This is a genomic window from Nocardia sp. NPDC059236 (assembly GCF_042754085.1).
Taxonomy (GTDB): Bacteria; Actinomycetota; Actinomycetes; order Mycobacteriales; family Mycobacteriaceae; genus Nocardia.
Window position 1 is genome coordinate 195,924 of record NZ_JBHZAF010000005.1, and the last position, 24,298, is coordinate 220,221.

Sequence of the window (24,298 nt, forward strand, 5' to 3'; positions counted from 1 at the left end):
GCAGTGCGCGAGGCGCTCGCACCGCTCACCCGGGCTACCGGGGACGACCCTCGTACAGCAAACCTGACTCTCAGACCTGACTGTCGCTGAAGCCGGTCAGTCGCGCGACGGGTCGGGCTGCCAGGGCACGTAGGGCCGTCCCGACGCCTCCGCGGCATTTTTCGAGGAGTTCAGCTGGTACGGCGTGATCCCGCCGGGCTGCCACGGTCCGGCCGAGCCCGCCGCGAGCGCCGACCCGGCCTTGGGGACCAGGCCGATCTCGTTGCGCACCACCGTGATCGGGCGGTCGGCCAGCGAGAACCAGTCCAGGTCGAGGAAGTCGTGGCTGCCCTGGGTGAGCGCGCCGCGCCGCATGGCATCGCCGAGCCGTTCGGCCATGCCCCGGGTGCTGAGGTGGCCCTCGTCGGCCTCGAACAGGCCCGCGCCCGCGCGCAGGTACCCGGTCTCGAACAGCGAAATCACCATGGCCAGCAGGCTGAACGCGCGCGGGTCGTCATTGGCGCGGGCCATGAAGGCGAAGACCTCGATCTCGTTCTCGAGGGTGGTCCCGTACCCGGCGAGCACGTGCACCCAGTCGTGCTGGGCCAGCAGCGGCGGCGCGGAACCGGGCAGACCGGGGGTGACGAAGCCCCGGTCACGGTAGAAGTCGGCGACACCGCGTCCCAGCGTGCCGACGGGCAGGTCCCACAGTTCGGCCCAGCGCCCGGCCAGCACCGGATCGTCGGTGACCGCGCTCCACGAGCTGTCCAGGCCCTCGGTGTGCAGCGCGTCCAGCCGCAGCGTATTCGTATTGCCCAGATAGCCATTGCGGGTGAAGTCGACCGCGGCCAGATCCACCGCGCCCTCGGCGTAGCGCTGCGCAACAGCGATCATGTCGTCGTCGACGCCCAGCGCATCGGCGAACTCCCGCAGCCGGTTTCCCACTTCCGCGGGCAGCGGCCGCACCACCAGTGCCGCGAGCAGCATGGTCTGCACGATCCGTTCCCGGAACACCCGATTGCGCCGCGCCAGGCCGTCCGCGAACTCCGCCGCCCCGATCGGGCGCACCTCGGCCAGTTCCACCGGATGCCCGGTCATCGACAGGAACAAGGCCGGAACCAGCAACTCCTGCAGCGGCGTCAACCCCGCCTCTCCTGCCGCCGCACTGACCACACCCCGCGCCAGGAACCGCACCTCGGCGGCATCCGGCGGCGTGAGCAGCACCTCGTCCATCAACACCCTCCCGAACCTCGGGGCCCCAGCGGCCCGCCTCATTCTCACCGCGAAACACCGCCGCTGCGCGCTCATTTCACTGACGGCGTAGTCCGCCCACCTCCGGCCCCTGCTCGACTCCGAATCCTGCGGGAGGAGGTGATCGGGACAACCCCGGGCGACCGTCCCGGGGTTATCCGATTGAATTTCGAGTGAACACCGGCGTGTAGCCATGATGCGCGCGGTATTCCGTTGTGACACTGGAGTTGTGAGCGCTGAGCTACTGGTTCTCTTGATCGTGGTGGTTACCGCGTTGGCGTTCGATTTCACCAACGGGTTTCACGACACGGCGAATGCGATGGCGACCTCCATCGCAACCGGCGCGCTCGCTCCCCGGGTGGCAGTGGCCCTTTCGGCCGTGCTCAACCTGGTCGGAGCGTTTCTGTCGGTGGAGGTCGCCAAGACGGTCTCGGGTGGGCTGCTGAATATCGGCGGTATCCACGGTATGGCCTTGCTGCACATAGTTTTCGCGGGCCTGGTCGGCGGAATTCTGTGGAATCTGTTCACCTGGCTGGTCGGAATTCCGTCGAGTTCCTCCCATGCCCTCTTCGGTGGCCTGATCGGGGCCGCGGTCGCCGCGCTGGGCGCGAGCGGCGTGATCTGGACCGGGGATCAGAAGACCGGCCTGATCAACAAGATCATCCTTCCGGCCCTGCTGGCCCCCTTCGTCGCCGCACTGGTGGCCGGACTGGGCACCTACGCGGTTTACTGGCTGACCCGCCACTCCCGCAAGGACCGGGTGAGCACCGCATTCCGCTGGGGCCAAATCGGTTCCGCGTCCCTGGTCTCGCTGGCCCACGGCACCAATGACGCCCAGAAGACCATGGGCGTCATCTTCATGGCCCTGGTCGCCCGCGGCACCTACACCAATGCCGACGACATTCCGCTGTGGGTGAAGGTGTGTTGCGCCCTGGCGATCGCCGCGGGTACCTATCTGGGCGGCTGGCGCATCATCCGCACCCTGGGCACGGGCTTGGTGGAGATCGATTCGCCGCAGGGCTTCGCGGCCGAAACCTCCTCGGCGGCCATCATTCTCACCTCGGCCCAGTTCGGCCTGCCGCTCTCGACCACCCAGACCGCGACCGGATCCATCCTGGGCACGGGCCTGGGCAGGCCGGGCGCGGAGGTGCGCTGGGGTGTCATGGGCCGCATGGCCGTGGCGTGGGTGCTGACCCTGCCGCTGGCCGGTCTGGTCGGCGCGGCCTGCTGGTGGGTCGCCGATCTCGGCGGTGGCCTGCTCGGTGTGCTGATCGTGCTGGCCGTGCTGATCGCCCTGTCGGTCTCCATGTACCTGCGCTCGCGCCGCAATCCGATCGACACCAGCAATGTCAACGACGACTGGGCGGACGGCCGCACCCCGTCGGCCCCGCCGCGCGAGACCGCCGCGGCCTGAGGAGAGCGAGCATGCACACCTTCAACGCCATCGCCAAGTCCCTGGGCGAGGTCACGCTGATCGCGCTGGTGCTCGGGGTCGGGGTGCCGGTGATCTTCGGGATCGGCGTCCGGCTCTGGGCCCTGGAACCGGCCGCCGACGGCCCGGCCACCGCCAACCGCAACGTGGTCGTCTCCGCCATCGCCTACCTCTGCTTCGCGGCCGCCCTGATCGTGGTCGCCGCCGGAATCCTCTATATCGCAAAGGATTTCATCAGCCACACCTTCGACATCCAGTTGTTCGGCGCGAAACCCCCGAAGAAGTGAGCCATGACGACCAATCGTTCGATCCTCGCCACCGTCCTGGCCTGGCTGCGTGCGGGCTACCCGCACGGCGTCCCGCGTGAGGACTACGTGGCCCTGTTCGCGGTGCTGCACCGCAAGCTCACCGACCGCGAAGTCGACGAGGTCATCGAGGGATTGCTCGCCTCCGGCGGCGTGCTGGACCGGGCCGCCATCGAAACCGCCATCGCGCAGCTCGCCCACGAGAAGCCCGGCGCCGACGACGTGAACCGGGTCGCGGCCCGGCTGGCGGCCGGCGGGTGGCCGCTGGGCGACCCGTCCGAGGCGTGAATTCCGTGCCGGCAGAGTGGAACCGAGCACCGATGGAGTTGTCCGAGCTACTGGCCAGAATTGTCGGCTGGCTGCGCGCCGGGTACCCGCACGGTGTTCCCGACACCGACTATCTGCCGCTGCTGGCCGTGCTGGCCCGGCGGCTGTCCGAGGACGAGGTGCGGCAGGTGGCCGCCGAGCTGGTGCTGCTCGGCGCGCTGCCTGCCGACCGGGCCGACGTCGGGGTGATCATCACCAAACTCACCGACGAGATGCCGCGCACCGCCGATCTGGATCGGGTCCGCGCCCATTTGCGGGCGGGCGGCTGGCCGATCGACGACAGCTGGCCGGAGCCGTTGCAGTAGCGCCGCAAACGCCGAAGATGCTTCGGTGTGACCCAGCTCGCACTCGCGGATTTCGAGTATTCCGATAGTCGAGCGCGAATTCGGAGAATCATATTCACCCCTCTGGCACTGATCTCGCACAATATTCATACTGACTCTCTGGCGGCGATCCCGCCGAAACCCCAGTCGAGAGAGTCAGGAGTGCGGATGAAGATCGGAATTCCCCGCGAGGTCAAGAACCACGAGTACCGGGTGGCCTGCACGCCCGCCGGCGTGCACGAGCTGGTGGCCCGCGGCCACGAGGTGGTCGTCGAGGCCGGTGCGGGTGCCGGCTCGACGTTCGAGGACGACGCCTACCGCTTCGCCGGTGCGCAGGTGCTCGACACCGCCGACGAGGTCTGGGGCGTCGCCGATCTGGTGCTCAAGGTGAAAGAGCCCGTCGCCGAAGAGTATTCGCGCTTGCGTGAGGACCAGATGCTGTTCACCTACCTGCACCTGGCCGCCTCCCGGGAGTGCACCGACGCCCTGCTGTCCTCGGGCATCACCTCCCTCGCCTACGAAACCGTCACCGCCCCCGACGGTTCCCTGCCCTTGCTGGCCCCGATGAGCGAGGTCGCGGGCCGGTTGGCGCCGCAGGCGGGCGCGTATCACCTGATGCGCAGCGGTGGCGGCCGCGGCGTGCTCATGGGCGGTGTGCCGGGTGTGCGCCCGGCCCGCGTGGTGGTGATCGGTGCGGGTGTGTCCGGGCGCAATGCCATCGCCGTCGCGCACGGCATGCACGCCGAGGTCACGGTGCTCGACTTGAACATTCAGCGCCTGCGCGAGATCGACGACCTGTACCACGGCCAGGTGCGCACCGTCATGTCCAACCGGCTCGAGGTCGAGAACCTGGTGCGCGAGGCCGACCTGGTCATCGGCGCGGTGCTGGTGCCCGGCGCGAAGGCGCCGACCTTGGTCTCGAACGACCTTGTCGCCCAGATGAAGCCGGGTTCGGTGCTGGTCGACATCGCCATCGACCAGGGCGGCTGCTTCGCCGATTCCCGCCCCACCACGCACGCCGAGCCCACCTACCAGGTGCACGACTCGATCTTCTACTGCGTGGCCAATATGCCCGGCGCGGTGCCGCACACCTCGACGGTGGCCCTCACCAACGCCACCCTCCCCTATGCGGTAGCTCTGGCCGACAAGGGCTGGCGCGCCGCCGTCGCCGCCGACCGGGGCCTGGCCGCGGGCCTGAGCACCCACAAGGGTGAACTGCTCGCGGAATCGGTTGCGGCAGCGCACGGTTACGCCGCACACTCCCTGGCTGCCTGAGGCCACATCCGGAAAGGTCGACACGGTAATGCCCGGGGATGGCGATCGGCCATGAACATCGAAGGATGGTTCCCGCCCGAAGGTGATGTCCACGTGCGAATCTGGCTGGCCGACGTGGGCTTCGACTACACGGTCACCGCGGTGGCGGTACGCAACTTGATCCACGATTGGAGGCAAAAGCATTGGTTCACAATCGAATTCATACGCAACACCTTCGACGACTGTCGGCTGCTGCCGCGCCTGCCGTGCGAACGACTGTTCGTCGGACCGTGAGGGTTCCCGCCTGCTGAACCAACCTTTCCGGACATGGCACCAGCCCCCGTGCCGCCGATCAGGTCGCGGGGCGATGCCCCGGGCGCACGTGCTCGAAGATGAGGATCGTCTCCGTGGACGCGACGGCGGGATGCGCGCTCAGATGCTCCAGCACGAAGGTGCGCAGCTCGCCGGAGTCGGCGGTGGCGACATGGATCAGGTAATCGTCGGCCCCGGCAATGAAATACACGTTCTCGACCTCCGGCAGCGCGGCCATCTGCTCACCGAATTCGGCCAGCTGGCCGCGCGCCGCCGCATGCACCCGCACCGCGATCATGGCCTGCAGATCGCGACCCAGCGCGGCCGGGTCGATATCGGCGTGGAACCCGCGGATCACCCCGTGCTCCACCAGCGCCCGCACCCGGCCCAGGCAGGTCGAGGGTGCGATCCCCGCCGCCGCGGCCAGCGCATTGTTGGTCATCCGCCCGTCGCGGGCGAGCTCGTCGAGCAGCAGCCGGTCGATGGCATCCAGCGGAACCGCCCCGCCCGACACATTCGATCCTGAAGAAACCTTCTTCATGGAGGCACTGTATCGAACTTCCTTCGTGCGGGAGGGGCGGATCAACGGAATATTCGTCCCGAGCGGTCACTCACCGGCCCAGATGTTCCAGCTGGTGGCGCCGCGCTCCCGGTACCCGCTGCGCTCCAGGTAGGGCACCTGACGGCTGAAATACCGCTTTGCCTCGCACTCCTCACCGCACTGTGCGTGCTGAGCCAAGGCTCGTTGTGCGACTTCCAGGTTCAGCACCGGGTGGTCCGGCATGCTGTGCGTAACAGGTCGATTCACCAGATCAACTCCCTACGTGTCGAGCGTCGGCGGGTGCCGACGCCCCGCACGCGATGAGCCGACGCTTGGCCCGGTTCTTCACCGGACATACCGAAACCGGACAATTCCGGTGTGTCTGCATGGTCAGATGCGCGTATTCGATTGTCATCGTTGGCAATTCGCTATGGTCGGTGATGGATGGGTTGGACACGAACTCAGATTTACTCCGATGCCAAGAGATTTGGGGCCGCCATGGGTGGCCGGTCGCGGCTATTGCGCCGGACTTCCACTACGGGGGGTTCCAAATTTCAGTGCCTTCGATAGAAAGGCTAGGAAAATGTCTGGCTCCACCCTCGCCGCCCGCGCCCTCGGTCGACTCTTGGCCGAATACCGTCAACGCGCGCAGCTGACCAGATCCGCCGCGGCGCGGGTCGTGGACACCTCGATACAGACCATCGGCCGCCTGGAAGACGGTCTCAAGACCAAAGTGTCGCGGGTCTGGATCAATGCGCTCGCCGACGCGTACAAGTGCACCGACGACGAGCGCCGCCTATTGCTCGGCCTCACCCAGGAAATGGCCTCGGCGCAGCAGAACTGGTGGCGGGCGTACGAGGATGCGATGAAGCCTCGTTTCGATTACTACCTCGGGTTGGAAGCTTCCGCCCGCCACGTGTCCTTCTGGCGACAGGCGGACGTACCCGGACTGTTCCAGACGCCTGCGTATCGTCGCGCGATCGAATGGACCGAGCATCCGACGATGCCACCAGAGCAGGTGGAGAGGCGCGTTGAAATGGCCATGAGGCGAAAGAACCGATTGGAAGACAAAGGGTTCGAGATCGATGTCGTTTTGTCGGAAGCTGCCCTGCGCGGTCAGATCGGCGGACCAGCAGTTCTGGCCGAGCAGCTTCGATACTTGGCCGATCTGAGCCAGCTGCCGAACGTGTCGATTCGGTATGTTCCCCACGATGCTCCGAGTCATCTCGGTTCGGTGGTGGAATCCTTTGTCCTACTGGAGTTTCCCAAACTTCCGGCAACCGGGATGGTCGAGCCGCCGGTGGTCTACATCGAAGGTTTTGTGGGAGACCTCTACCTGGAACGAGAGCCAGAGGTGCGGCGGTATCGACATGCGTTCGGCGAGATCAGCCGAGTAGCATTGGATCCGGTCACAACCAGGCAGGTCATGTTGTCGAGAGCCAAGGAGTGCGGCGAATGAACATCGAACTGTCCGAAGCCGATTGGTTCAAATCCAGCTACAGCCATTCGGGCGGAGAATGCCTGGAAGCCGCCCACCTCAGCCGCGGCAGGGTCGGAGTACGGGATTCGAAACTGGGAGACTCGAGCCCGGTGCTCGTGTTCGCCCCGGCGGACTGGGCCGTGTTCAACGCTGCCGTGCGGGCCGGGAAGTTCGATCTCGGCTGATGTCCGGGGACGGTCGAGGGCCTGGTCCGTGGCATTTCGATGCCCATGCAGAGATCTACGATCGGGCTCGACCTGATTACCCGGCCGCACTGTGGAAACGGTTGCGGGAGTTCGGGTTACTACGGTCCGGCGTCCAGGTGGTCGAGCTCGGCGCCGGCACCGGATTGGCGACCGGGCCGATGCTGCAGGCCGGTGCCGCTGTCACCGCTATCGAGCCGGGGCAGGGCCTCGCCGCCCGACTGTACCGTCGATGGCCGGCAGCGTCCGTGCTCATCGACAGCGCCGAAGCAGCGCCCTTGCCGTCCGCGGCCTTCGATCTGGCCGTCGCGGCGACTGCCGTCCACTGGTTCGATCTCGACGTGGTGCTGCCGAGAATTCACCGCGCGCTGGTCACTGATGGTCATTTCGCGGTGTGGCGTCACGTCTTCGGCGACCCGTCGGCCGCCACCACCCCATTCCGGCAGCGAATAGCCGAGATCGTCGCGCGTCGCGGCGACCATTCCCCGTCGCGCAGACCGGCGGACTTCGACACCGAGGCATGGGTGCGCCGCCTGACCGGCAGTGGGCACTTTGTCGCCGCCCATGTCGAACGGTTCTCCTGGACAATCGAACTGAGCGCCGACCAGATCCACGATCTGTTCACCACCTTCAGCGACTGGACGGCCGCCGAAGTCGACGAGGCCGCCGGCGCGGCACACGCCCTCGGCGGGTACGTACTCGAGCACTACCTCACCCCGCTGATCATTCTGAAACGCGCCGGAACCGCCACCACCTGACCACCGGGCGGACCGGGCGCGAGGCTGTTGGGTAGTCTCGGCCCATGGGTACGTTCTGGCATTCCGTCACGCCGCCGCCGGCCGCCTGATCGGGCGCAGCGGCAGACTCTCGTTTCGCGTTCCGGCTGACCTCCGACGGCAGCCCGGATCCGTCGTGCGCCCGTTCCGATTCCTTCCCCCTTCGGAATTCGACGACGGAGTACTCGACAGTGTCCGAACGCACGTCCACGCTGACCCCTGATCAGACCCCTTCGACCTCTTGGCGCGGTAGTGCGCCGATCCTCGCCGCGTCGGTGCTGTGGGGCAGCACCGGTACCGCGGCAACGCTGGCTCCAGCCGGAACATCCTCTGCCGCAATCGGTTCGGCCGGCTTGGCCCTCGGCGGACTGCTGCTGTTCGTCACCGGCCGCGGGCATCGGATGCGCGCCGCCGTGTCGGAACGGTGGCTGCTGCTGCTCGGCGCGTGTGCCGTGGCGGGGTATCCGGTCACCTTCTATCCGGCCGTGGCCCGCACCGGCGTGGCCGTGGCCACGGTCATCGCCCTCGGAAGCGCACCGGTCTTCGCGGGCCTGCTGGCCTGGCTCACCGGCCGGGGACGACCGTCCGCGAGATGGTGTGCCGCCACCGGGCTGGCCGTAATCGGTTGCGCCGTACTGGTTATGGGGCCGCGATTCGGGAATGCGACCCCGATCGACCTGCTGGGCATTCTGCTCGCAGCCTGCGCGGGCCTCACCTACGCCGTCTACTCCCTGATCGGCGGCACCCTCATTACCCGCGGCCACGCCTCCGGCTCGGTCATGGGCATCATGTTCGGTCTCGCCGCCGTCCTGGTCCTGCCCGTGGTCGCAACCTCCGGCCCGATCTGGCTGACCACGCCGCGGGGCCTGGCGGTCGCCCTGCACCTCGCGTTCTTCACGACCTTTCTCGCCTACCGCCTGTTCGGTTACGGCCTGCGCCACACCACGGTGGCGTCCGCCACCACCCTGACGCTCGCCGAGCCTGCGGTCGCCGCTCTGCTCGGCGTCACCGTTGTCGGCGAACGCCTACCCGTGCTGTCCTGGTGCGGCCTGGTCGTCCTCGGTGCGGGTCTGGCCGTCCTGACATTCCCGGCCGAGCGGTGAACGCCGCTGTTCCCCAACCACTTCCGTTGTCCGTAGTCGGGGCGCGCCGACTGCTGCCCGCGGTGTGGTGAGTCAGTCCTTGAAGTACACGAGCTGGTGACTCGTGGCCAGCGCGGTGCCTTCTTCGGTCCACAGGTGGGCCGACTGATCGAAGAAGCCATTGCCGAAGTGCTGTGCCCGGGCGGTCGCGAGAACGAACTGTCCCGGATCCGTGAGCGGGTCGAGCTCGGCGTGGAAGTAGGTGGTGAGCGAGACGGTGCCCGCGGGGACCATCCGGCCCAGGCGCAGCATGACGCGCGGGAAGAAGATATCGCTCATCGCCGCCACGGCCGGAAAGTCCAGCGAGCGCGCAGGTGTGTCCCGAACCCACAGGGTGGAAGTGGACGTCGGGGCCGGTGCGCCGCCATCGCCCCCGGCGAACGGCCCGCGGCCCGCCACGAACCGCATCTCGTAATTCCGCAGCCACGCAGGCGATTCGGGCAGTTCCGCCACCTCGAGGGAGTACGGTGCGGGCGCGGCGGGCGGGCTGATCTCGGTGTCGGACCAGGTCGAGCGACGCAGCGCGCACACCACGGTCGCGGTGGTGGCCACGGTGTCGTCCTGCCGCATGGTCACGACCCAGTGCTGGGTGGTGCGATTGGTCCGCACAGGCTCGGCGTCGATGGTGAACGCTCCCGTGGCGATGGGCCCGGCGTAGTTGACCGTGAGCGACAGTGGACTACCCGCGCAGCGCGGGTCGTCGAGGACGGCCCGCAGCATGGTGGCGGCCGTGATCCCGCCGAAGGGACCCACCATGTTCGAGTACTCGGCGGCGGTGTGGCCGAGAAAGCGGCCCTCCCCATCCGGCGTCAGCGCCGTGGCGGTATCGAACGGGTGCTCGAGGGTTGTGGTCGACCCCAAGACGAATTCTCCTTCGAACAGGTGCAGATTCGTGCGCGCGAGCGCGTGGCCCTCCGTCTCGTCGGAGACTAGCCTCCGTCGACCATAACGACCGTTATAGACCGGTCCGGCACGGGCCTGCAGCTGTGTGGCTCCGAGGTGCGATGAGCGAGGATTCGTTGCCCGCGACACGGATTCGAGACATATTGCATGCCCGGTATCTTGTGGTTATAACCAGCTTATGACGGTTGATGCCACGCTTGCCGCCCGCGGCCTCCTGCTCGACATGGACAGCACACTCGTGAATTCCGAAGCCGTAGTGGAGTTGCTGTGGCGACGCTGGGCCACCGAGCACGGCCTGGCAGCAGCCGATGTGCTGGCCGTCGCCCACGGCCGCCAGGGCTGGGCGACCATGGCCGAACTGCTTCCGGACCGCCCCGCCGAGCTCAACCGCGCCGACAACGACCGCATGCTCGCCGAGGAAGCCACCATCGTCGACGGCGTCATACCCATCGCCGGCGCCCCGGAGTTCATGGCCGCCCTCGCCGACCTCCCCCACGCCCTGGTCACCTCCGCCAACCACGTCCTCACCGAAACCCGGATGACCGCCGCCGGCCTCCCCATCCCCCGGATCCGCATCACCGCCGAATCGGTGACGGTGAGCAAACCCGACCCGGAAGGCTTCCTGAAAGCCGCCGCCGAACTGGGCCTTTCAGCCGACGACTGCCTGGTCTTCGAGGACTCACAAGCAGGCATCACCGCCGCCAAGGCAGCAGGCATGCGCGTCATCGGCGTCGGCCCCCGCGCCGCCACCCTCAACCCGACCGCCCACGTCCCCGACCTGACTCATATTCGAATCGAGCCGCTCCCCGGCGGCTCGATCGCAGTCCACATCGCTGGTCTCGAGTCAAAAGATTGACGTCAGTTGCGGTCTGGATGAATCGGGAGACCGGGACACGATTTGGTGTAGGGAATCTTCGGTGAGATCCACTGATTCCACTCCTGGCGACTCATGTTCGCAGTCAGTTTTGCGCACAGTTCGTCGGACCAGGCCGCCGGTCCGGGCCATAACCAAACGGCTGCTCGCTTGTCGAAGGTGACGTCGAGGGTCACGATCCGCTTATTGTCCGCACTCAGCGTCATTTCCAGGATCCAGCCGTCGGGCCCGGCGAGGGGTGCGCCGACCGGTCGGCCAGTGGCGCCATCCCAGTATCGGAGGGTTCGGTCGTCGCCGACCGAGACGATATAGCGGCCGTCGTGACTGACTGCAACGCTGCGGACAATGTTCTGATGGCCTTCCATGGACGCGCCGATCGGCTCGCCGGTGGCGGCATTCCAGCGGTGAACGACTGTCGCGCCACCAGTCACGATGTAGCCGCCTGTGGGACTGACGGCGAGACTGTAGAACGCGTCGACAAATGCTGCGCGGAACTTCTCGTGGTCGTCCGAGAGAATCGGTTGAGGTCCGCCGATGGGATGGTGATCATCAGCATCCCACACACGCAACGAGAAGCCTCCCACCACGAAAATGCGGTGTCCGTCGGCGCTGAAGTGGACTGCGCCGATGTCGTCCTTCTCGTCCATTGTCGGACCGATTGCGGATCCAGTGTCGACGGCGAAGACCCGGACGGTCTGGTCGGTATCACCGAGGACGACAAGCCGGGAATCGGGACTGAACGACAGGAAGTGCGCCTCGCCCGAGCCGGTGTCCAGCACTGGCCCCCGCGGACGTGCGGTGTCGGCGTCCCATATCCGCAGCGTTCGGTGGCCGTGGAGGAGGCTGGATGTGATGACGCTGTGTCCGTTCGGGCTGTAGGTCACGTTGGTCACTGTGCCGTCGACTGTCGCCGTTCCGGCCGGTTCGTGCGTGTCGGCATTCCAGAAGTACAAGGTCCCGTCGTCGCCACCGGAGACGAGACCGTGCCCGTCCGGGCTGTACGCGAGCGCATGGATCGCGGCGTTGTGACCGGTCGTCAGTTCGCCGAGAGGTTCGCCGGTGTCCGTGTTGAACACCACGACCTTGCCGTCGTCAGTGCCCACCGCCATTTGTTTGCTGTCGGGTGCGAAACTGAATGTTCCTGGATCGATGCTCGCACCGTGCAGAATTCCTTGCCCGCGAAGAATGTGGCCGGCGGACCGCTGATTCCTGCCATTCCACACACGCAAAGTCCCGTCGACGCTTGTCGACACAATTCGGTCATAGCCAGCGAAGGCCACTGCCTCGACCCAGCCTGTGTGCCCAGCAAGCGTTCGGATTGGCTGCCCGGTGTTGCCGTCCCAGAGTCGTACGGTCCCATCGGTGCCACATGACACGATGCGATCGCCGTTGGGGCTGAACGCAACGCCCGTGACGACGCCTTCGTGTCCTTGCATGGCGTTTCCGAACGGCACATGGGTCTCGACGTCCCACATGCGGAGCGAGTCGGTCATATCCGGAGGGGCACCGGGGGCGGGCGCGGTTCCCGCGCTGCCGACCACGATCCGGTGCCCGTCGGGGCTCACTGCGATCGATACCACCTTTTGTGTCTGTGCGATCGGCTCGCCGATCTGCAGTCGCGAATCCGCATCCCACAGCCGGACCGTCTTGTCTTCGCTGCCCGAAATGATCCACCGCCCGTCGGGGCTGAATGCCACGCTGGTGACGGCGCCGCCGTGTCCCATCATCGGGGCGCCGATCGGAGCGAGCGTATCGGCGTCCCACAGTCGAACACTCTTATCGGAACCCCCTGAGACTATGCGGTGACCGTCTGGGCTGAATGCGATGCTCGTCAGGTCGCCGTCAGGTTTGAATGCTGCGATGCTCCTTCCGGAGTCCGCGTCCCAGACATGAAAAACGGGACCGATCGAGGCGATCCGATGGCCGTCGGGACTGAATGCCACGCGGAGAGCCAGAACCGAGTCGGGGAACCGCTTCGGGTCGATCTGTTCGCCAGTGTCGGCATTCCAGAGCCGCAAATGCCTACCGCCTGTGACGATCGTGCGTGCGTCCGGGCTGATCGCAATGCTTAACGCGGCACCGTTGGCTACCGCCTGCGCGGAATCCGGCAGTGTGCCGGGGGTCGGCGCACCGACTCTGATGATCTTGCGTGTATCTGAGAGACCGTTGATTGCGTCGACAAGTGCGCCGTCGTCGCCGCTCGTTCCGATCCGCTGGGCAACGAGCAGCTGCTGGATCGCGCGCTCATCGTCTCGCGGACGGACTCCTGCGATCATCGCCTGCGATTCGGCCAGGAGCCGCGACGCGGTCGACTCGTGGAATTGCGTGTCGGCCTCGCGCTGCGCGAAGTAGAACTTGACCAATCCGAACACCGCAACGAGGGCCACGACGAACGTGATCGCCGCAACGGCTCGCAGCACCCTGGCATGCGACTTCGCGGTCCGCAGTTCGGCCGCCTTCCGCCGGTTTTCGGCGTCGGCCATCTCGCCCTCGCGACGCCGTGAGGCCACCAGAAACTCATTGGCACTGGCAAGCCTTCGCCCGTAATGGGGTTTGGCGGCAACAGCTTCCGCGTCCGCCAACCGGGTCGAGGTCAAGAGCCATGAATCGTCGCGGCCGCTGCGTTCCCATCCAGAAGCTGCACGATCGACCGTGTCGATGGTCCGCAGCTCGTCGCGCTCGTCGGTGAGCCAGCGCTCGAGATCGTCCCACTGCCGGAACAGACTTTCCAACGCGACCTCGATGACGGCCTCACCGTGCTGTTCGCCCTTGACGAGCAGCCTCCGCCCGACGAACCTGTCAATCAACCGATGGGAGGCTTCTGGTAGTTCGCTCCACCGCGCAACGCGTCGGATCGGCTGATCTGTGTGTTGATCGACGGTTGCGAGCCACGGAATGAAAGCGGTGTGCAGCAGCTCGAGCTGTGCTCGTCGTTCCGCGGGATCTGTGGCGAGGAGCGTGTCGACCTCGGTGCGCACGATGTGGCGCATCCCGCCCATCGCCTCATATTCGGCGAGTGTCATGTCGCCGTCGCCGGCGTAGTCGAGGTACATCCGGTACAAGGTCAATGCGAGCAGCGGAAGCGTGTCCGCACCCTCGGCGCAATCGGCGAGCATCCGATCCACCAGGGCCGACTCGATCGTGATGCGCGTTCCGGCGTCGGCAGCGCGGGCGATCGGCCCGAGAATGACTTCCCGGAACTGCGTTCTCGGCATCGGCTTGAGTTCGTCGAATACCACGCTGCGCAACTCGGCGAATTCGGCCGCAGTCTGCATTACCTCGTACCGGTCGGCACGGATCGTGACCACAACGATCATGGGCAGGTCCGAGGTACGCAACACGTCGCCGAGCACGGCTCGGAAGCGGCCGGACTCCTCTGCACCGTCGCTCACGAATAGCTCTTCAGCCTGATCGATCGGCAGAACGAGCGTCGGTTGATCATCTGTGTTGTCATGGTCGGCACAGCACACATCTCGAAGCAGTCCGGCCAGTCGATCGCTGTCGCCGGCTGCTATCGCCTTGATCTCACCCAGCGTCGGGTGGCTGAAGCCGGCTGCGATTCTGAGTCGGTGTACGGCGACAGCCAAACCGTGGTCACCGGTAACTGCGGCGCGTTGCGGTCGCACGATGTCGCTGAGAATGTAGTTTCGCCGGTCTTGGCGCAACCGTGGCAGCAGTCCGGCACGCAGGAAGGACGACTTGCCAGCACCGGAGGGACCGAGCACGACGAAAATGTCGCCTATAGCTGAATTGCGCATGCCCCGAAGCGCATCCAATGCACGCACGATCTGGCCGTCACGGCCGAAGAACACAGCGGCATCCACCTCTTCCATCGGTTGCCAGCCGCGGTAGGGAATCCTGTCCGGGTCATCCGGCGGTGGCCACGGGGATACCTCGGCGCCGATTCCTGCCTCGCGCAGGCCGCGGAGCAGCCGTTGCAGGCCATCGCGGGCGAAGGTGACAGGCTCGGCACCGTCGGCTTGGACAGAGACCGTCGGCCCGTCGTCGAATAGGTCGCACAACTGCCACTCGCGGGCTATTTGCCCCTTGGCTTCGGCGTGCAGCCGCGCGCCGAAGATCCGCTTGTTCAACGTCTCTGCGTGTCGCAATTCGGCGAGGCACTCGTGTGAGCCCTCCCACGACACCGAAATCAGGCACAGCACCGCCTCGCAGCGTGCGACAGCTTTCGTCAGTTCGTCCCGCCACCGGGTGCCCGCTGCGATTCCCGTTTCGACATCCACATCGAGGAATATGTCGCCTCTCAGAGACGGGAGTTGGCCGATGAGCCATCGTTGCAGTGCAATGGCCGCAGCGCGGTCTGCACTGGAGTGGCTCAAGAAGACGCGATACATAGGCCTGCCTCGCGTATATCGATCGTCACTGGTGCTGCGCCTTTATCGCAGCTCGCCAACCGGTTTCGTCGGAATTCTCCACCACGAGTGCCCGCTGGAAACCCGCACCTGCTACAACGAGACCACTGCTTCGGCTAGACGTGAACAGCAAGATCGCCGAGGTCTAAAGCTACCACCCGCCCCGTTACCTTATTCATGGCTCCTGAACGGGGCTACGGTCGCCAGGCCCGGCATGACTTCTTGCCCCTGTCTCACGCATGATCCGGGGGGGTGGTGTCGCCGCGGCCTGGTGGCGTCGACGGACCGCTGATGGGGACAGGGCCGCTGGTAGGTCTCTTCGTAGCGTGGGTGCCGGGCGTTGACGCTGGATCGGCGGCCGTCCGGAGTGTGCCGATGCGATGAGGAAATGGCAAGTGACACAGGCGTATGCCGTGTTCTGCGGCATTGATGTGGGAAAAGGCGAGCACCACGCGGTCGGTCTCGACCCGAGCGGCAATCGGTTGTTCGGCAAGGCGCTACCCAATGACGAGGCCCGGCTGCGGGCGGTGTTCGACCAACTCGCGGCCCGAGGGCCGTTGCTGATCGTGGTCGATCAACCCAACACCATCGGCGCGCTACCGGTCACCGTCGCTCGCGCCTGCGGCCATGATGTGGCCTATCTGCCCGGGCTGTCGATGCGCCGCATCGCCGACCTCTATCCGGGCCAAGCCAAAACCGACGCTCGCGACGCCCACATCATCGCCGACGCGGCCCACACCATGCCGCACACACTGCGCCGGGTCGACGTCGGCGACGAAACCCTCACCGAGCTCGGCGTTCTCGTCGGATTCGATGACGACCTCGCCGGGGAAGCGACCCGCACCAGCAACCGCATCCGCGGCCTGCTGACCAGCGTCCATCCCGCTCTCGAACGCGTTCTGGGGCCGCGCGTCGCGCACCCGGCGGTCCTGGAAATCCTTTCGCGTTGCGGCGGACCCGAGGGAATCCGCGCCGCGGGCAGGCGCAAACTCACCGCCATCGCGACCAAGCACGCGCCCCGCATGGGCGCCCGCCTGGTCGAGGAGATCCTGGCCGCGTTGCCCACGCAAACGGTCACCGTTCCCGGGACGAAAGCCGCCGAGACCGTGCTGCCGAAACTCGCCGACTCGCTGAAAGCTGTTCTGCTGCAACGAAAACAAATCGCCGAGGACATCGAGAGGATGTTCGATGATCACCCTCTCGCCAAGGTCCTGACCTCGATGCCCGGCGTCGGCGTCAGGACCGGAGCCCGCATCCTGCTCGAAGTCGGCGAGGGCACCGCCTTCGCCACCGCCGGCCACCTCGCCTCCTACGCGGGCATCGCCCCGATCACCCACCGCTGCGGCAGCTCGATCCGCGGCGAACACCCGGCCCGATCAGGCAACCACAAACTCGAACGCGCCCTGTTCCTGTCGGCCTTCGCCGCGCTGCACGACCCGGCCAGTCGCCGCTACTACGACAGGAACAGAGCCGAAGGCAAGAAACACAACGCCGCCTTCATCTGTCTGGCCAGACGCCGCTGCGACGTCCTCTACGCCATGCTGAAAACCAAACAGCCCTACAACGGCCCTGCAGCCGCCTGAGCTACCACACCACCGTCCGGATCAGCCGTCCGAATCCTCAACCCTCGAGGCTCTGGCTGACGCGCCGCGCTGCCACCAGTCGATGGCATCGCCTTCATCGGCCATGCGCTGAATCAAGTGCGCGGTGTATTCCACCTGCGCGCCGGACTGGGCGCAGAACGACCACAGCTGCCGGGCTGCCCGATGGAACTGGTGGATCACGGCGTCAACCTCGAATGCATCCCGTTCGCTTGCACGGAACCGGTCCACCGCCCCACCGACGTGCTCAATCAGCACACCGAGCTGCGCCTCGTGATACGCGGACACCACGCCACGGGCAGCCTGCCGTTCAGCCTTCGTCGCCACCCAAATCACGCTACCGACAACCGACTTCATCCAACACAGCCATCAACCACAACACCGAGCCCGCGACTTGACAATGAACATAGGGACACCCCCCCCCAAAAAAAATCAGCGCGGCGTACGTGAGTGAAGGTGTGCTCATTACTGATGTTCGAGCTTGATGGCCGCGAACCCAAACTGACTCTCGAGCAGCGCATAGAATTGCGTAGCAAGCACGGCATTCGCGACTACATCATCACCGGCCTCGCCGAGGTGTTCCAAAGTGTCCAGACTGACTGCCCACCGGACTCCATGGTGAACGAGGTACGCAAACCATTTGACGCCCTGGGCAATTCAGGAACGTTCCGCACCGACCGATCCTTATCGGTGCCCTTCGATCGCCGGATGACCCAAGCGGGAGTTGAAGCGGGAGTAGCCGAAGTACACGATGAGGCCGACGATCAGCCAGGCCACGAAGCGCACCCAGGTTTCCCACGGCAGCGACCAGATCAGGTAGATGGAGAAGCCGATGCCCACCACAGGCACCACCGGCATGAGCGGCAGCCGGAATTCGCGCGGCTCGTCGGGGCGGGTGTAGCGGAGCACGATCACCGACACGCTGACCACGATGAACGCCATCAGGATGCCGATATTGGTCAGCTCCGCAACGGTATTGATGGGCAGCAGCCCGGCCAGGATCGCCGAGCCGGCGCCCACGATCCAGGTCACCCGGGTGGGAACCTTGCGGGTGGGATGGGTTTTGGCGAACCATTCCGGCAGCAACCCGTCGCGGCTCATGGCGTACCAGACGCGGGTCACGCCCAGCATGAAGGTGAGCACCACGGTGATGATGCCGACGATGGCGCCGATCGCGATGATGTTCGCGATGCCCGGCATCCCCACGGATTTGAACGCGGTGGAGAACCCGGAGGTCGGGCTGATCTCGGTGTACTTTTGCATGCCGGTGAGCACCAGCGTGGCCAGCACGTACAGCACCATGGCGATGGCCAGCGAGTAGATGATCGCCTTGGGCAGATGCTTTTTCGCCTCGGTGGACTCCTCGGCCGCGGTGCTCATGGCGTCATAGCCGAAGACGGCGAAGAACACCGTGGCCGCGCCCGTCCACACCGCGCCGGTGCCGAACGGGAAGTACGGGTGGTAGTTCGCGCTGTCGATCTTGAACAGGCCGAGCACGATGATCAGCAGCACGATCGCCACCTTGATCCCCACCGCGACGGTCTCGAACCGTCCCACGCTCTTGATACCGCGCGACAGCACCCACGCGCTGCCCAGACAGAACAGGATTGCGAACACATCCACCACATGCCCGTCCCCGGTGCCGGAGGCCCCGAGCATCCAGTGCGGCAAGGTGATTCCGATCTGATCGAGCAGGAAATTGAAGTACCCGGACACGCCGATGGCGACCACCGCCGCCACCGCCACGTACTCGAGCAGCAGATCCCACCCGATGAACCAGCCCGCCAGCTCACCCAGCGACACATACCCGTAGGTGTAGGCAGACCCCGCTCTGGGCACCATGCCCGCGAATTCCGCGTAGCAGAGTGCCGCACACGCACTGGCCACACCCGCGATCAGGAACGAGATGAGGACCGAGGGCCCGGTCGTATTGTGTGCGACCGACCCGGCCAGGGCGAAGATGCCCGCGCCGATGATGCCGCCCACCCCGATGGCCGTCAGCTGCCACAGACCGAGGTGTTTCGACAGCCGCTCGTCCGCAGGCGTGTCGTCGTCTACCTCCGAGATCGGCTTGCGGCGCAGGATCTGGCCGCGCAACTCCGCAAAAGACATGCGGGATCCTTTCGTTCCGCTGCGCACCGCCACTCTGCGGTAACGCAGGTCACACTCGAGCTAGCTCAGCTAATCGGACCATGGCCGATGCTGTGATCGGGCGGTTGGTTAAATAAAGTTCAGAATCGTCGTCTTATCGGCCAAAGCTCTCGTGTTCGGCGTGTGTGTTGTGCAGTGCGCCTACCCGCCGCGTCGTCAGAGCCGCTATCGCGCGGAACGCCCTGTGGCTCGGGGGTTTCGGTAGTCGAGGTCGCCGAGTTGATCGGCCCATACCTACACGTTCCGCGGTGTGATCTCCAACGGCGACGCTCTGGACATGGAGGTCCATCGGTTCCGGATCCTCTACAACACGATCAGGCCGCATCAGGCGCTCGACGATCGGACACCCAGCACGGCCTACATCGGTGACCAGCGGAATACCGCTCGATAAGCGGCAGATGAGTGTGTTCGCAGCCCGAAGACGGCGGGGGCGTTCGCGACGTAGTTCATGGCCGCCATACGAAGCGGATATCCGGCTCGCGCTCCTCGTTCCGCGAGCCGTCCGTTCGGTCGACCTCGACGAATCCGTGCCGCTCATAGAATCGCCGCGCGGGTTCGTTGACCTGGAATGTCCACAATCCCAGCCCGTTCGGTCTCAACCGCTTGGCCAAGTCCACAAACCGGTCCCCGAGGCCACTACCGCGCCATGACGGTTCCAGATAAAGCTGTTCCAGTTCGCCGGCATCGAGAACCAAGAGCCCGCGGACCACACCGTCGGCAACTGCAACCCATGTCTCCTGCTGGGGCACAACCACATCGGAGAACCAGCGCCGAACGGCAGCATCGGTGTGCCCACGTCTGACCATCGGCAGCGCTGCGGCATACGATCGCAGCCACACACCAGCGATGTCGGCAGCATCGGTGTTCTCGGCACGCCGAAACAGCAGATCCATGGCCCGAACGCTAATCCGACGAGGCTGACCCTGGCTGCCCGACCGAATGCGCGGCATTCGGCTACTCGAGACTGGACCGGGGTGGTGGTGTCGGCCAACATCACCCCCGGCGCCCCGGCGGCGCGCATCGGCCTCGGCCACGACGGCGCCGAACCGTCCTCACAACCCGATCTTGATGCAGGTGAACTGCATGACGTCGAGGTGGCCGTGACGGAAGTAGTCGGCGCACGCGGTCATATGGCTGATGTAGGCGTTGTAGGTGTCGCGCCCGGCCAGTTCGATCGCCCGGTCGCGGTGCTCGTGCAGCGCGGTGGCCCAGTTCTGCAGTGTGGTGGTGTAGTGCGGTCCCAGTTTCCCGATTCCGGCGATGGTGAATCCGGCATCTTCCGCGTACTCGGTGACCCCCTTGGGGTTGCGGCCGGTCGGTGGCGGAACTCGGTCGAAGGGCAGGATAGTCCCGGGCGTGAACACGGAATCGTTACTCGCGAAACGCGTCTGGTGGGCATCGGAGGGGTCGCGGCCCGGTGCGACGACGGTCTGCACCAACAGCACCCCGTTATCGGGCAGGATCCGGTAGGCGAAATCGAAGAAATCGGCGTAGCGCTGCGGGTGGAGGTGTTCCAGCGTCCCGATACACACGATGCGGTCCACGCGGCGGTCGAATTCCTCCCAATCCTGCCGCCGGACCCCGCCGTAGGGGCGGCCGCGGATCAGCCGGTCGACGAGCCGGTCCCGCACATACCGGTACTGGTGGCGGTTGCCGGTCAACCCGATCGCGTTCACCCCATAGGCGTCCATGGCCCGCAGCATGGTCGAACCCCAGCCGCAGCCGACATCCAACAAGGTCATCCCCGCCTGCAGATCGCACTTGGCCAACGCGAGGTCGATCTTCGCCGACTGGGCTCGTTCCAGGGTGTCGTCCGGGCGAGTCCACAGCGCGCAACTGTAGGTGCGGGTCGGGTCGAGGAACAGGGCGAAGAATTCATCCGGGAGTTCGTCGCGAGATCGGACCTCACCAAGCACGGGTATATCGACAGTCATGATGGCGGATCCTTCGTGCGATCGAGCACTGCCGTGGACGGCAGCCGAGGTAGCCCGCTCCCCTCGTCACCTCCATCTGGGAGGTCGAGCACCCTGCCGAGCCTAGGCGACCTCACATACCGGACTGAAGCCTTGTGAGCAGGAGTTCACCCGCAGGTAACGTGCGCCGGTGCGCACCTGGGCTCGGCCGGTGCCCTGCGCTTGGCCCAGCGGAGCCCGGACGGGGCGGGGTCTCAACCCGATGGGGTGTCGGTGTCGCCGACTTCGAGGGTGAACATCCTTGTCCAACCGGTCGGCTGCAAATCCTCAGCGGCTCGCGCCCGGTCCGAACGAGCGCAGGAAGAACGCGAGATTGGCCGGGCGCTCGGCCAGTCGGCGCATGAAGTAGCCGTACCACTGGTCGCCGTAGGGCACATAGGTGCGCAGGTGCGCGCCCGTGGCGACCAGCCGCTGCTGCTCGTCGTCGCAGATGCCGTAGAGCATCTGGAATTCGAAGCGGTCCGGCGACCGCCGCGCCGCCCGCACGTAGTGGGCGGCGGCGTCGAGCATCACCGGGTCATGGGTGGCCACCATGGGATAGCCCAGGCCGCGCATGAGGATGTCGAGGCAGCGCAGATAGGACGCGTCCACCTCGTCGCGGCCCTGGTACGCGACCCCGGCCGGTTCGCGATAGGCGCCCTTGCACAGGCGGATTCGCGATCCGGGACCGGACAGGTCGCGGCAGTCGCCCTCGGTACGCAGCAGGTACGCCTGCAACACCGTGCCCACCCAGGGGAAGTCCGTCCGCAGCGCGTGCACGATGGACAGGGTCGAATCGGTGGTGGTGTGGTCCTCGGCGTCCACGGTGACCCAGACCCCCGCCGTCGCGGCGGCCGTGCAGATCTTGTGGGCGTGTTCCAGTGCGATGGCGTGGCCGTCCCGGGGCAGCGCCTGGCCGAGCGCGGAGAGCTTGAGCGAAACCTCCAGTGGCCGCACCTCCTTCGTGGATCCGGGCAGATCACCCAGAGTTTCGAGCAGGGCGAGGTAGTGGGCGACGGTGGCGCGCGCCTGCGCGAGATCGGTGGTGTCCTCGCCCAGATAGTCGAGGCTGACGTACCGCCAGGAGTCGAGCAGCGTCCCCGTGGCCACCGCGGCATCCGCCTCGGATTCCCCGGCGACGAAGCGCCGCACCATCTTCCGGGTCGATGCCAGCCCGGTCACCATCCGTTCCACCCGCGACGACCGCGAGGCCGCCAGCAGCGCCGGACGCAGCACGGTCGTGAACATCAGCGCTCCCCCGCTTCCGTCGCGACGGCCTGGTGCGGATACCGGTGATCGGTCGGCGGCACGAAGGTCTCCTTGATGGTGCGCGCCGAGGTCCAGCGCAGCAGGTTCTGCGCCGACCCGGCCTTGTCGTTGGTGCCGGAGCCCCGCGATCCGCCGAACGGCTGCTGTCCGACCACCGCGCCGGTCGGCTTGTCATTGATGTAGAAATTGCCCGCCGCGTACCGAAGTCGCTCGGACGCCGTCGCGACCGCCGTCCGGTCGTCGGCGATCACCGCGCCGGTGAGCCCGTACGACGACCCGCGATCGACCAGATCCAGCACCGCGTCGAACCCGCCCGGCGTCGCGTCGTCGTAGACGTGCACGGCCAGAATCGGCCCGAAGTACTCGGTCCGGAACGCCTCGTCACCGGGATCCTCGCCCAGCAGGACGGTCGGCTCGACGAAGTAACCCACACTGTCGTCGGCGCGCCCGCCGGTGAGCACGGTCAGACCGGGTGTCGCCTTGGCCCGCGCGAGGGCGTCGGCATTGCGGTCGAAGGCGCGCCGATCGATCAGCGCCCCACCGAAATTCGTGAAATCGGTGACGTCGCCGTAGGTCAGCTCCGACACCTTGCCCAGGAAGTCCCCCGACATGCGCGACCACACCGATTTCGGAATGAACGCCCGCGACGCCGCCGAACACTTCTGCCCCTGGTAATCGAACGCCCCGCGAATCAGCGCCGTGCTCAACACGTCCGGATCCGCCGAACTGTGCGCGACCACGAAATCCTTGCCGCCGGTCTCGCCGACCAGCCGCGGATAGGTGTCGTAGCCGGCGATGTTCTCGCCGACCGTGCGCCACAGCCGCTGGAACGTCCCCGTCGAACCCGTGAAGTGAATGCCCGCCAGCCGCCGATCGGCCAGCGCCACGGCCGACACCTCGGGACCGTGGCCGTGCACCAGATTGATCACGCCCGGCGGCAGCCCCGCCGCCTCCAGCAGCCGCATCGTCCAATAGGCCGAAAACGCCTGTGTGGGTGAGGGTTTCCACACCACGGTATTGCCCATCAGTGCCGGCGCGGTCGGCAGATTGGCCGCGATGGCGGTGAAGTTGAACGGCGTGACCGCGTACACGAACCCTTCCAGCGGCCGGTATTCCACCCGATTCCACACCCCCGGCGTGGAGATCGGCTGCCCGGCGAGGATCCCGCGCGCGAAGTGCACATTGAACCGCCAGAAATCCACCAGCTCACATGGCGCGTCGATCTCGGCCTGATACGCGGTCTTCGACTGCCCCAGCATGGTTGCCGCCGCCACCGTCTCCCGCCACGGCCCCGCCAGCAGATCCGCGGCCCGCAGGAAGACCGCCGCCCGCTCGTCGAACGACAGCGCCCGCCACCCCGGCGCCGCGGCAGCCGCCGCCTCGATCGCATCGGCCGCATCCCGCGCCTCGGCCACCGTGATGGTCCCGAGCACCGCCGAATGCCGGTGCGGCTGCACGACATCCACCACCTCCCCCGCACTCCGCCGCTCGCGTCCACCGATCACATGCGGAATCTCGAGCGGCGTCGCGGCGAGTTCGGTGAGCTCGGCCTGCAGTCGCGCGCGCTCCGGGGTGCCGGGCGCGAAGGTCCCCACCGGTTCGTTCACCGGCGGTGGAGTGACTGTGACGGCGTCCATGACAACCTCCTGGCGGATTGTGGCCCGTGTCACCGGGCGAGTACGCCGAGTCAACCCCGAATCGCCCCACGGATATTGAGCCGATCAGCCAAAGAACCACCGAACCTGTTGTACGTTCGGCTGAACATCGCTGACGCGCTCGTGCCCGGATCGATGGCGCTGTTCCGGCCACGACCCGCAGGGCCGAGCGCGTCGGCGCGGCAGTACCCAGGCTTT

The 24,298-nt window shown here is 66.3% G+C and carries 24 protein-coding genes; 13 read left to right on the forward strand and 11 right to left on the reverse strand.

The genetic code is table 11. The features are described 5' to 3' along the window. Positions 1-96: 96 nt before the first annotated feature. Positions 97-1,212, reverse strand: coding sequence for a hypothetical protein (locus ACFXIV_RS15450; protein ID WP_379396763.1), 1,116 nt, complete (start codon positions 1,210-1,212; stop codon positions 97-99). Positions 1,213-1,459: 247 nt separating this feature from the next. Here ACFXIV_RS15450 and ACFXIV_RS15455 point away from each other — a divergent pair, with 247 nt between their 5' ends. From ACFXIV_RS15455 to ACFXIV_RS15480, 6 genes are all read left to right on the forward strand, one after another. After that, on the forward strand, positions 1,460-2,644 hold the full coding sequence (locus tag ACFXIV_RS15455) for an anion permease (RefSeq protein ID WP_379396765.1): 1,185 nt from the start codon (positions 1,460-1,462) through the stop codon (positions 2,642-2,644). An 11-nt stretch (positions 2,645-2,655) separates the two neighbouring features. Then, positions 2,656-2,949: a hypothetical protein gene (locus ACFXIV_RS15460; protein WP_379396767.1), complete on the forward strand. Its 294-nt coding sequence runs from the start codon at positions 2,656-2,658 to the stop codon at positions 2,947-2,949. Between the two features lie 3 nt (positions 2,950-2,952). After that, on the forward strand, positions 2,953-3,255 hold the full coding sequence (locus ACFXIV_RS15465) for a DUF3349 domain-containing protein (RefSeq protein ID WP_379396769.1): 303 nt from the start codon (positions 2,953-2,955) through the stop codon (positions 3,253-3,255). A 32-nt stretch (positions 3,256-3,287) separates the two neighbouring features. Next, complete coding sequence (locus ACFXIV_RS15470; RefSeq protein WP_379396771.1) at positions 3,288-3,599, forward strand: DUF3349 domain-containing protein; 312 nt, start codon at positions 3,288-3,290, stop codon at positions 3,597-3,599. A gap of 186 nt (positions 3,600-3,785) precedes the next feature. Further along, positions 3,786-4,892, forward strand: a complete 1,107-nt coding sequence (ald, locus tag ACFXIV_RS15475; protein ID WP_379396773.1) for an alanine dehydrogenase — start codon at positions 3,786-3,788, stop codon at positions 4,890-4,892. Between the two features lie 51 nt (positions 4,893-4,943). Further along, positions 4,944-5,165 carry a hypothetical protein gene (locus ACFXIV_RS15480; RefSeq protein WP_379396775.1) on the forward strand — a complete coding sequence of 74 codons (222 nt, stop codon included), beginning with the start codon at positions 4,944-4,946 and terminating at the stop codon, positions 5,163-5,165. A 58-nt stretch (positions 5,166-5,223) separates the two neighbouring features. Here ACFXIV_RS15480 and ACFXIV_RS15485 read toward each other — a convergent pair whose 3' ends face one another. Continuing rightward, entirely contained in the window at positions 5,224-5,724 is a 501-nt protein-coding gene (locus ACFXIV_RS15485; protein WP_379396777.1) for an Lrp/AsnC family transcriptional regulator, read from the reverse strand. Between the two features lie 66 nt (positions 5,725-5,790). Continuing rightward, complete coding sequence (locus ACFXIV_RS15490) at positions 5,791-5,991, reverse strand: hypothetical protein (RefSeq protein WP_379396779.1); 201 nt, start codon at positions 5,989-5,991, stop codon at positions 5,791-5,793. Between the two features lie 316 nt (positions 5,992-6,307). Here ACFXIV_RS15490 and ACFXIV_RS15495 point away from each other — a divergent pair, with 316 nt between their 5' ends. From ACFXIV_RS15495 to ACFXIV_RS15510, 4 genes are all read left to right on the forward strand, one after another. Next, entirely contained in the window at positions 6,308-7,183 is an 876-nt protein-coding gene (locus tag ACFXIV_RS15495; RefSeq protein WP_379396781.1) for a helix-turn-helix domain-containing protein, read from the forward strand. Then, positions 7,180-7,389 carry a DUF397 domain-containing protein gene (locus tag ACFXIV_RS15500; RefSeq protein WP_379396783.1) on the forward strand — a complete coding sequence of 70 codons (210 nt, stop codon included), beginning with the start codon at positions 7,180-7,182 and terminating at the stop codon, positions 7,387-7,389. The genes ACFXIV_RS15495 and ACFXIV_RS15500 overlap by 4 nt, the downstream gene beginning before the upstream one ends. 137 nt (positions 7,390-7,526) lie before the next feature. Then, positions 7,527-8,165, forward strand: coding sequence for a class I SAM-dependent methyltransferase (locus ACFXIV_RS15505; protein ID WP_379421270.1), 639 nt, complete (start codon positions 7,527-7,529; stop codon positions 8,163-8,165). A 209-nt stretch (positions 8,166-8,374) separates the two neighbouring features. Next, a complete protein-coding gene (locus ACFXIV_RS15510; RefSeq protein ID WP_379396787.1) occupies positions 8,375-9,286 on the forward strand; it encodes a DMT family transporter in 912 nt (303 codons plus the stop codon). A gap of 72 nt (positions 9,287-9,358) precedes the next feature. On the opposite strand, the gene ACFXIV_RS15515 is transcribed toward ACFXIV_RS15510, so the two are convergent. Then, on the reverse strand, positions 9,359-10,186 hold the full coding sequence (locus tag ACFXIV_RS15515; RefSeq protein ID WP_379396789.1) for an acyl-CoA thioesterase: 828 nt from the start codon (positions 10,184-10,186) through the stop codon (positions 9,359-9,361). Between the two features lie 220 nt (positions 10,187-10,406). Here ACFXIV_RS15515 and ACFXIV_RS15520 point away from each other — a divergent pair, with 220 nt between their 5' ends. Continuing rightward, a complete protein-coding gene (locus ACFXIV_RS15520; protein WP_379396791.1) occupies positions 10,407-11,084 on the forward strand; it encodes an HAD-IA family hydrolase in 678 nt (225 codons plus the stop codon). Positions 11,085-11,086: 2 nt separating this feature from the next. On the opposite strand, the gene ACFXIV_RS15525 is transcribed toward ACFXIV_RS15520, so the two are convergent. Continuing rightward, positions 11,087-15,454, reverse strand: a complete 4,368-nt coding sequence (locus tag ACFXIV_RS15525) for a TIR domain-containing protein (protein ID WP_379396793.1) — start codon at positions 15,452-15,454, stop codon at positions 11,087-11,089. 398 nt (positions 15,455-15,852) lie between these two features. Here ACFXIV_RS15525 and ACFXIV_RS15530 point away from each other — a divergent pair, with 398 nt between their 5' ends. Then, positions 15,853-17,055 carry an IS110 family transposase gene (locus tag ACFXIV_RS15530; protein WP_379396795.1) on the forward strand — a complete coding sequence of 401 codons (1,203 nt, stop codon included), beginning with the start codon at positions 15,853-15,855 and terminating at the stop codon, positions 17,053-17,055. Between the two features lie 21 nt (positions 17,056-17,076). Here the strand turns inward: ACFXIV_RS15530 and ACFXIV_RS15535 are convergent, their stop codons facing one another. Beyond that, positions 17,077-17,400 carry a hypothetical protein gene (locus ACFXIV_RS15535; RefSeq protein ID WP_379396797.1) on the reverse strand — a complete coding sequence of 108 codons (324 nt, stop codon included), beginning with the start codon at positions 17,398-17,400 and terminating at the stop codon, positions 17,077-17,079. Between the two features lie 357 nt (positions 17,401-17,757). Further along, a complete protein-coding gene (locus ACFXIV_RS15540; protein ID WP_379396799.1) occupies positions 17,758-19,185 on the reverse strand; it encodes an amino acid permease in 1,428 nt (475 codons plus the stop codon). A 289-nt stretch (positions 19,186-19,474) separates the two neighbouring features. Here ACFXIV_RS15540 and ACFXIV_RS15545 point away from each other — a divergent pair, with 289 nt between their 5' ends. Next, complete coding sequence (locus ACFXIV_RS15545; RefSeq protein ID WP_379396801.1) at positions 19,475-19,615, forward strand: integrase core domain-containing protein; 141 nt, start codon at positions 19,475-19,477, stop codon at positions 19,613-19,615. A gap of 55 nt (positions 19,616-19,670) precedes the next feature. Here the strand turns inward: ACFXIV_RS15545 and ACFXIV_RS15550 are convergent, their stop codons facing one another. The 4 genes from ACFXIV_RS15550 to pruA all read right to left on the reverse strand — a co-directional run bounded on the left by ACFXIV_RS15550 (position 19,671) and on the right by pruA (position 24,082). Then, a complete protein-coding gene (locus tag ACFXIV_RS15550; RefSeq protein ID WP_379396803.1) occupies positions 19,671-20,117 on the reverse strand; it encodes a GNAT family N-acetyltransferase in 447 nt (148 codons plus the stop codon). Between the two features lie 159 nt (positions 20,118-20,276). Beyond that, positions 20,277-21,158, reverse strand: coding sequence for a class I SAM-dependent methyltransferase (locus ACFXIV_RS15555; RefSeq protein WP_379396805.1), 882 nt, complete (start codon positions 21,156-21,158; stop codon positions 20,277-20,279). Positions 21,159-21,464: 306 nt separating this feature from the next. Beyond that, on the reverse strand, positions 21,465-22,427 hold the full coding sequence (locus tag ACFXIV_RS15560; protein ID WP_379397179.1) for a proline dehydrogenase family protein: 963 nt from the start codon (positions 22,425-22,427) through the stop codon (positions 21,465-21,467). Then, positions 22,424-24,082 (reverse strand): L-glutamate gamma-semialdehyde dehydrogenase, encoded by a 1,659-nt coding sequence (gene pruA, locus ACFXIV_RS15565; protein ID WP_379396807.1) that lies wholly within the window; start codon positions 24,080-24,082, stop codon positions 22,424-22,426. The genes ACFXIV_RS15560 and pruA overlap by 4 nt, the downstream gene beginning before the upstream one ends. Between the last annotated feature and the right edge of the window lie 216 nt (positions 24,083-24,298).

Bases quoted from the DNA above. Each gene is read 5' to 3' on its own strand.
- ACFXIV_RS15450 (WP_379396763.1), bottom strand. From the start codon at position 1,212: ATGGACGAGGTGCTGCTCACGCCGCCGGATGCCGCCGAGGTGCGGTTC.
- ACFXIV_RS15550 (WP_379396803.1), bottom strand. From the start codon at position 20,117: ATGGATCTGCTGTTTCGGCGTGCCGAGAACACCGATGCTGCCGACATC.
- ACFXIV_RS15495 (WP_379396781.1), top strand. From the start codon at position 6,308: ATGTCTGGCTCCACCCTCGCCGCCCGCGCCCTCGGTCGACTCTTGGCC.
- ACFXIV_RS15480 (WP_379396775.1), top strand. From the start codon at position 4,944: ATGAACATCGAAGGATGGTTCCCGCCCGAAGGTGATGTCCACGTGCGA.
- ACFXIV_RS15525 (WP_379396793.1), bottom strand. From the start codon at position 15,454: ATGTATCGCGTCTTCTTGAGCCACTCCAGTGCAGACCGCGCTGCGGCC.
- ACFXIV_RS15470 (WP_379396771.1), top strand. From the start codon at position 3,288: ATGGAGTTGTCCGAGCTACTGGCCAGAATTGTCGGCTGGCTGCGCGCC.
- ACFXIV_RS15520 (WP_379396791.1), top strand. From the start codon at position 10,407: ATGACGGTTGATGCCACGCTTGCCGCCCGCGGCCTCCTGCTCGACATG.
- ACFXIV_RS15500 (WP_379396783.1), top strand. From the start codon at position 7,180: ATGAACATCGAACTGTCCGAAGCCGATTGGTTCAAATCCAGCTACAGC.
- ACFXIV_RS15540 (WP_379396799.1), bottom strand. From the start codon at position 19,185: ATGTCTTTTGCGGAGTTGCGCGGCCAGATCCTGCGCCGCAAGCCGATC.
- ACFXIV_RS15555 (WP_379396805.1), bottom strand. From the start codon at position 21,158: ATGACTGTCGATATACCCGTGCTTGGTGAGGTCCGATCTCGCGACGAA.
- ACFXIV_RS15530 (WP_379396795.1), top strand. From the start codon at position 15,853: ATGAGGAAATGGCAAGTGACACAGGCGTATGCCGTGTTCTGCGGCATT.
- pruA (WP_379396807.1), bottom strand. From the start codon at position 24,082: ATGGACGCCGTCACAGTCACTCCACCGCCGGTGAACGAACCGGTGGGG.
- ACFXIV_RS15460 (WP_379396767.1), top strand. From the start codon at position 2,656: ATGCACACCTTCAACGCCATCGCCAAGTCCCTGGGCGAGGTCACGCTG.
- ACFXIV_RS15485 (WP_379396777.1), bottom strand. From the start codon at position 5,724: ATGAAGAAGGTTTCTTCAGGATCGAATGTGTCGGGCGGGGCGGTTCCG.
- ald (WP_379396773.1), top strand. From the start codon at position 3,786: ATGAAGATCGGAATTCCCCGCGAGGTCAAGAACCACGAGTACCGGGTG.
- ACFXIV_RS15465 (WP_379396769.1), top strand. From the start codon at position 2,953: ATGACGACCAATCGTTCGATCCTCGCCACCGTCCTGGCCTGGCTGCGT.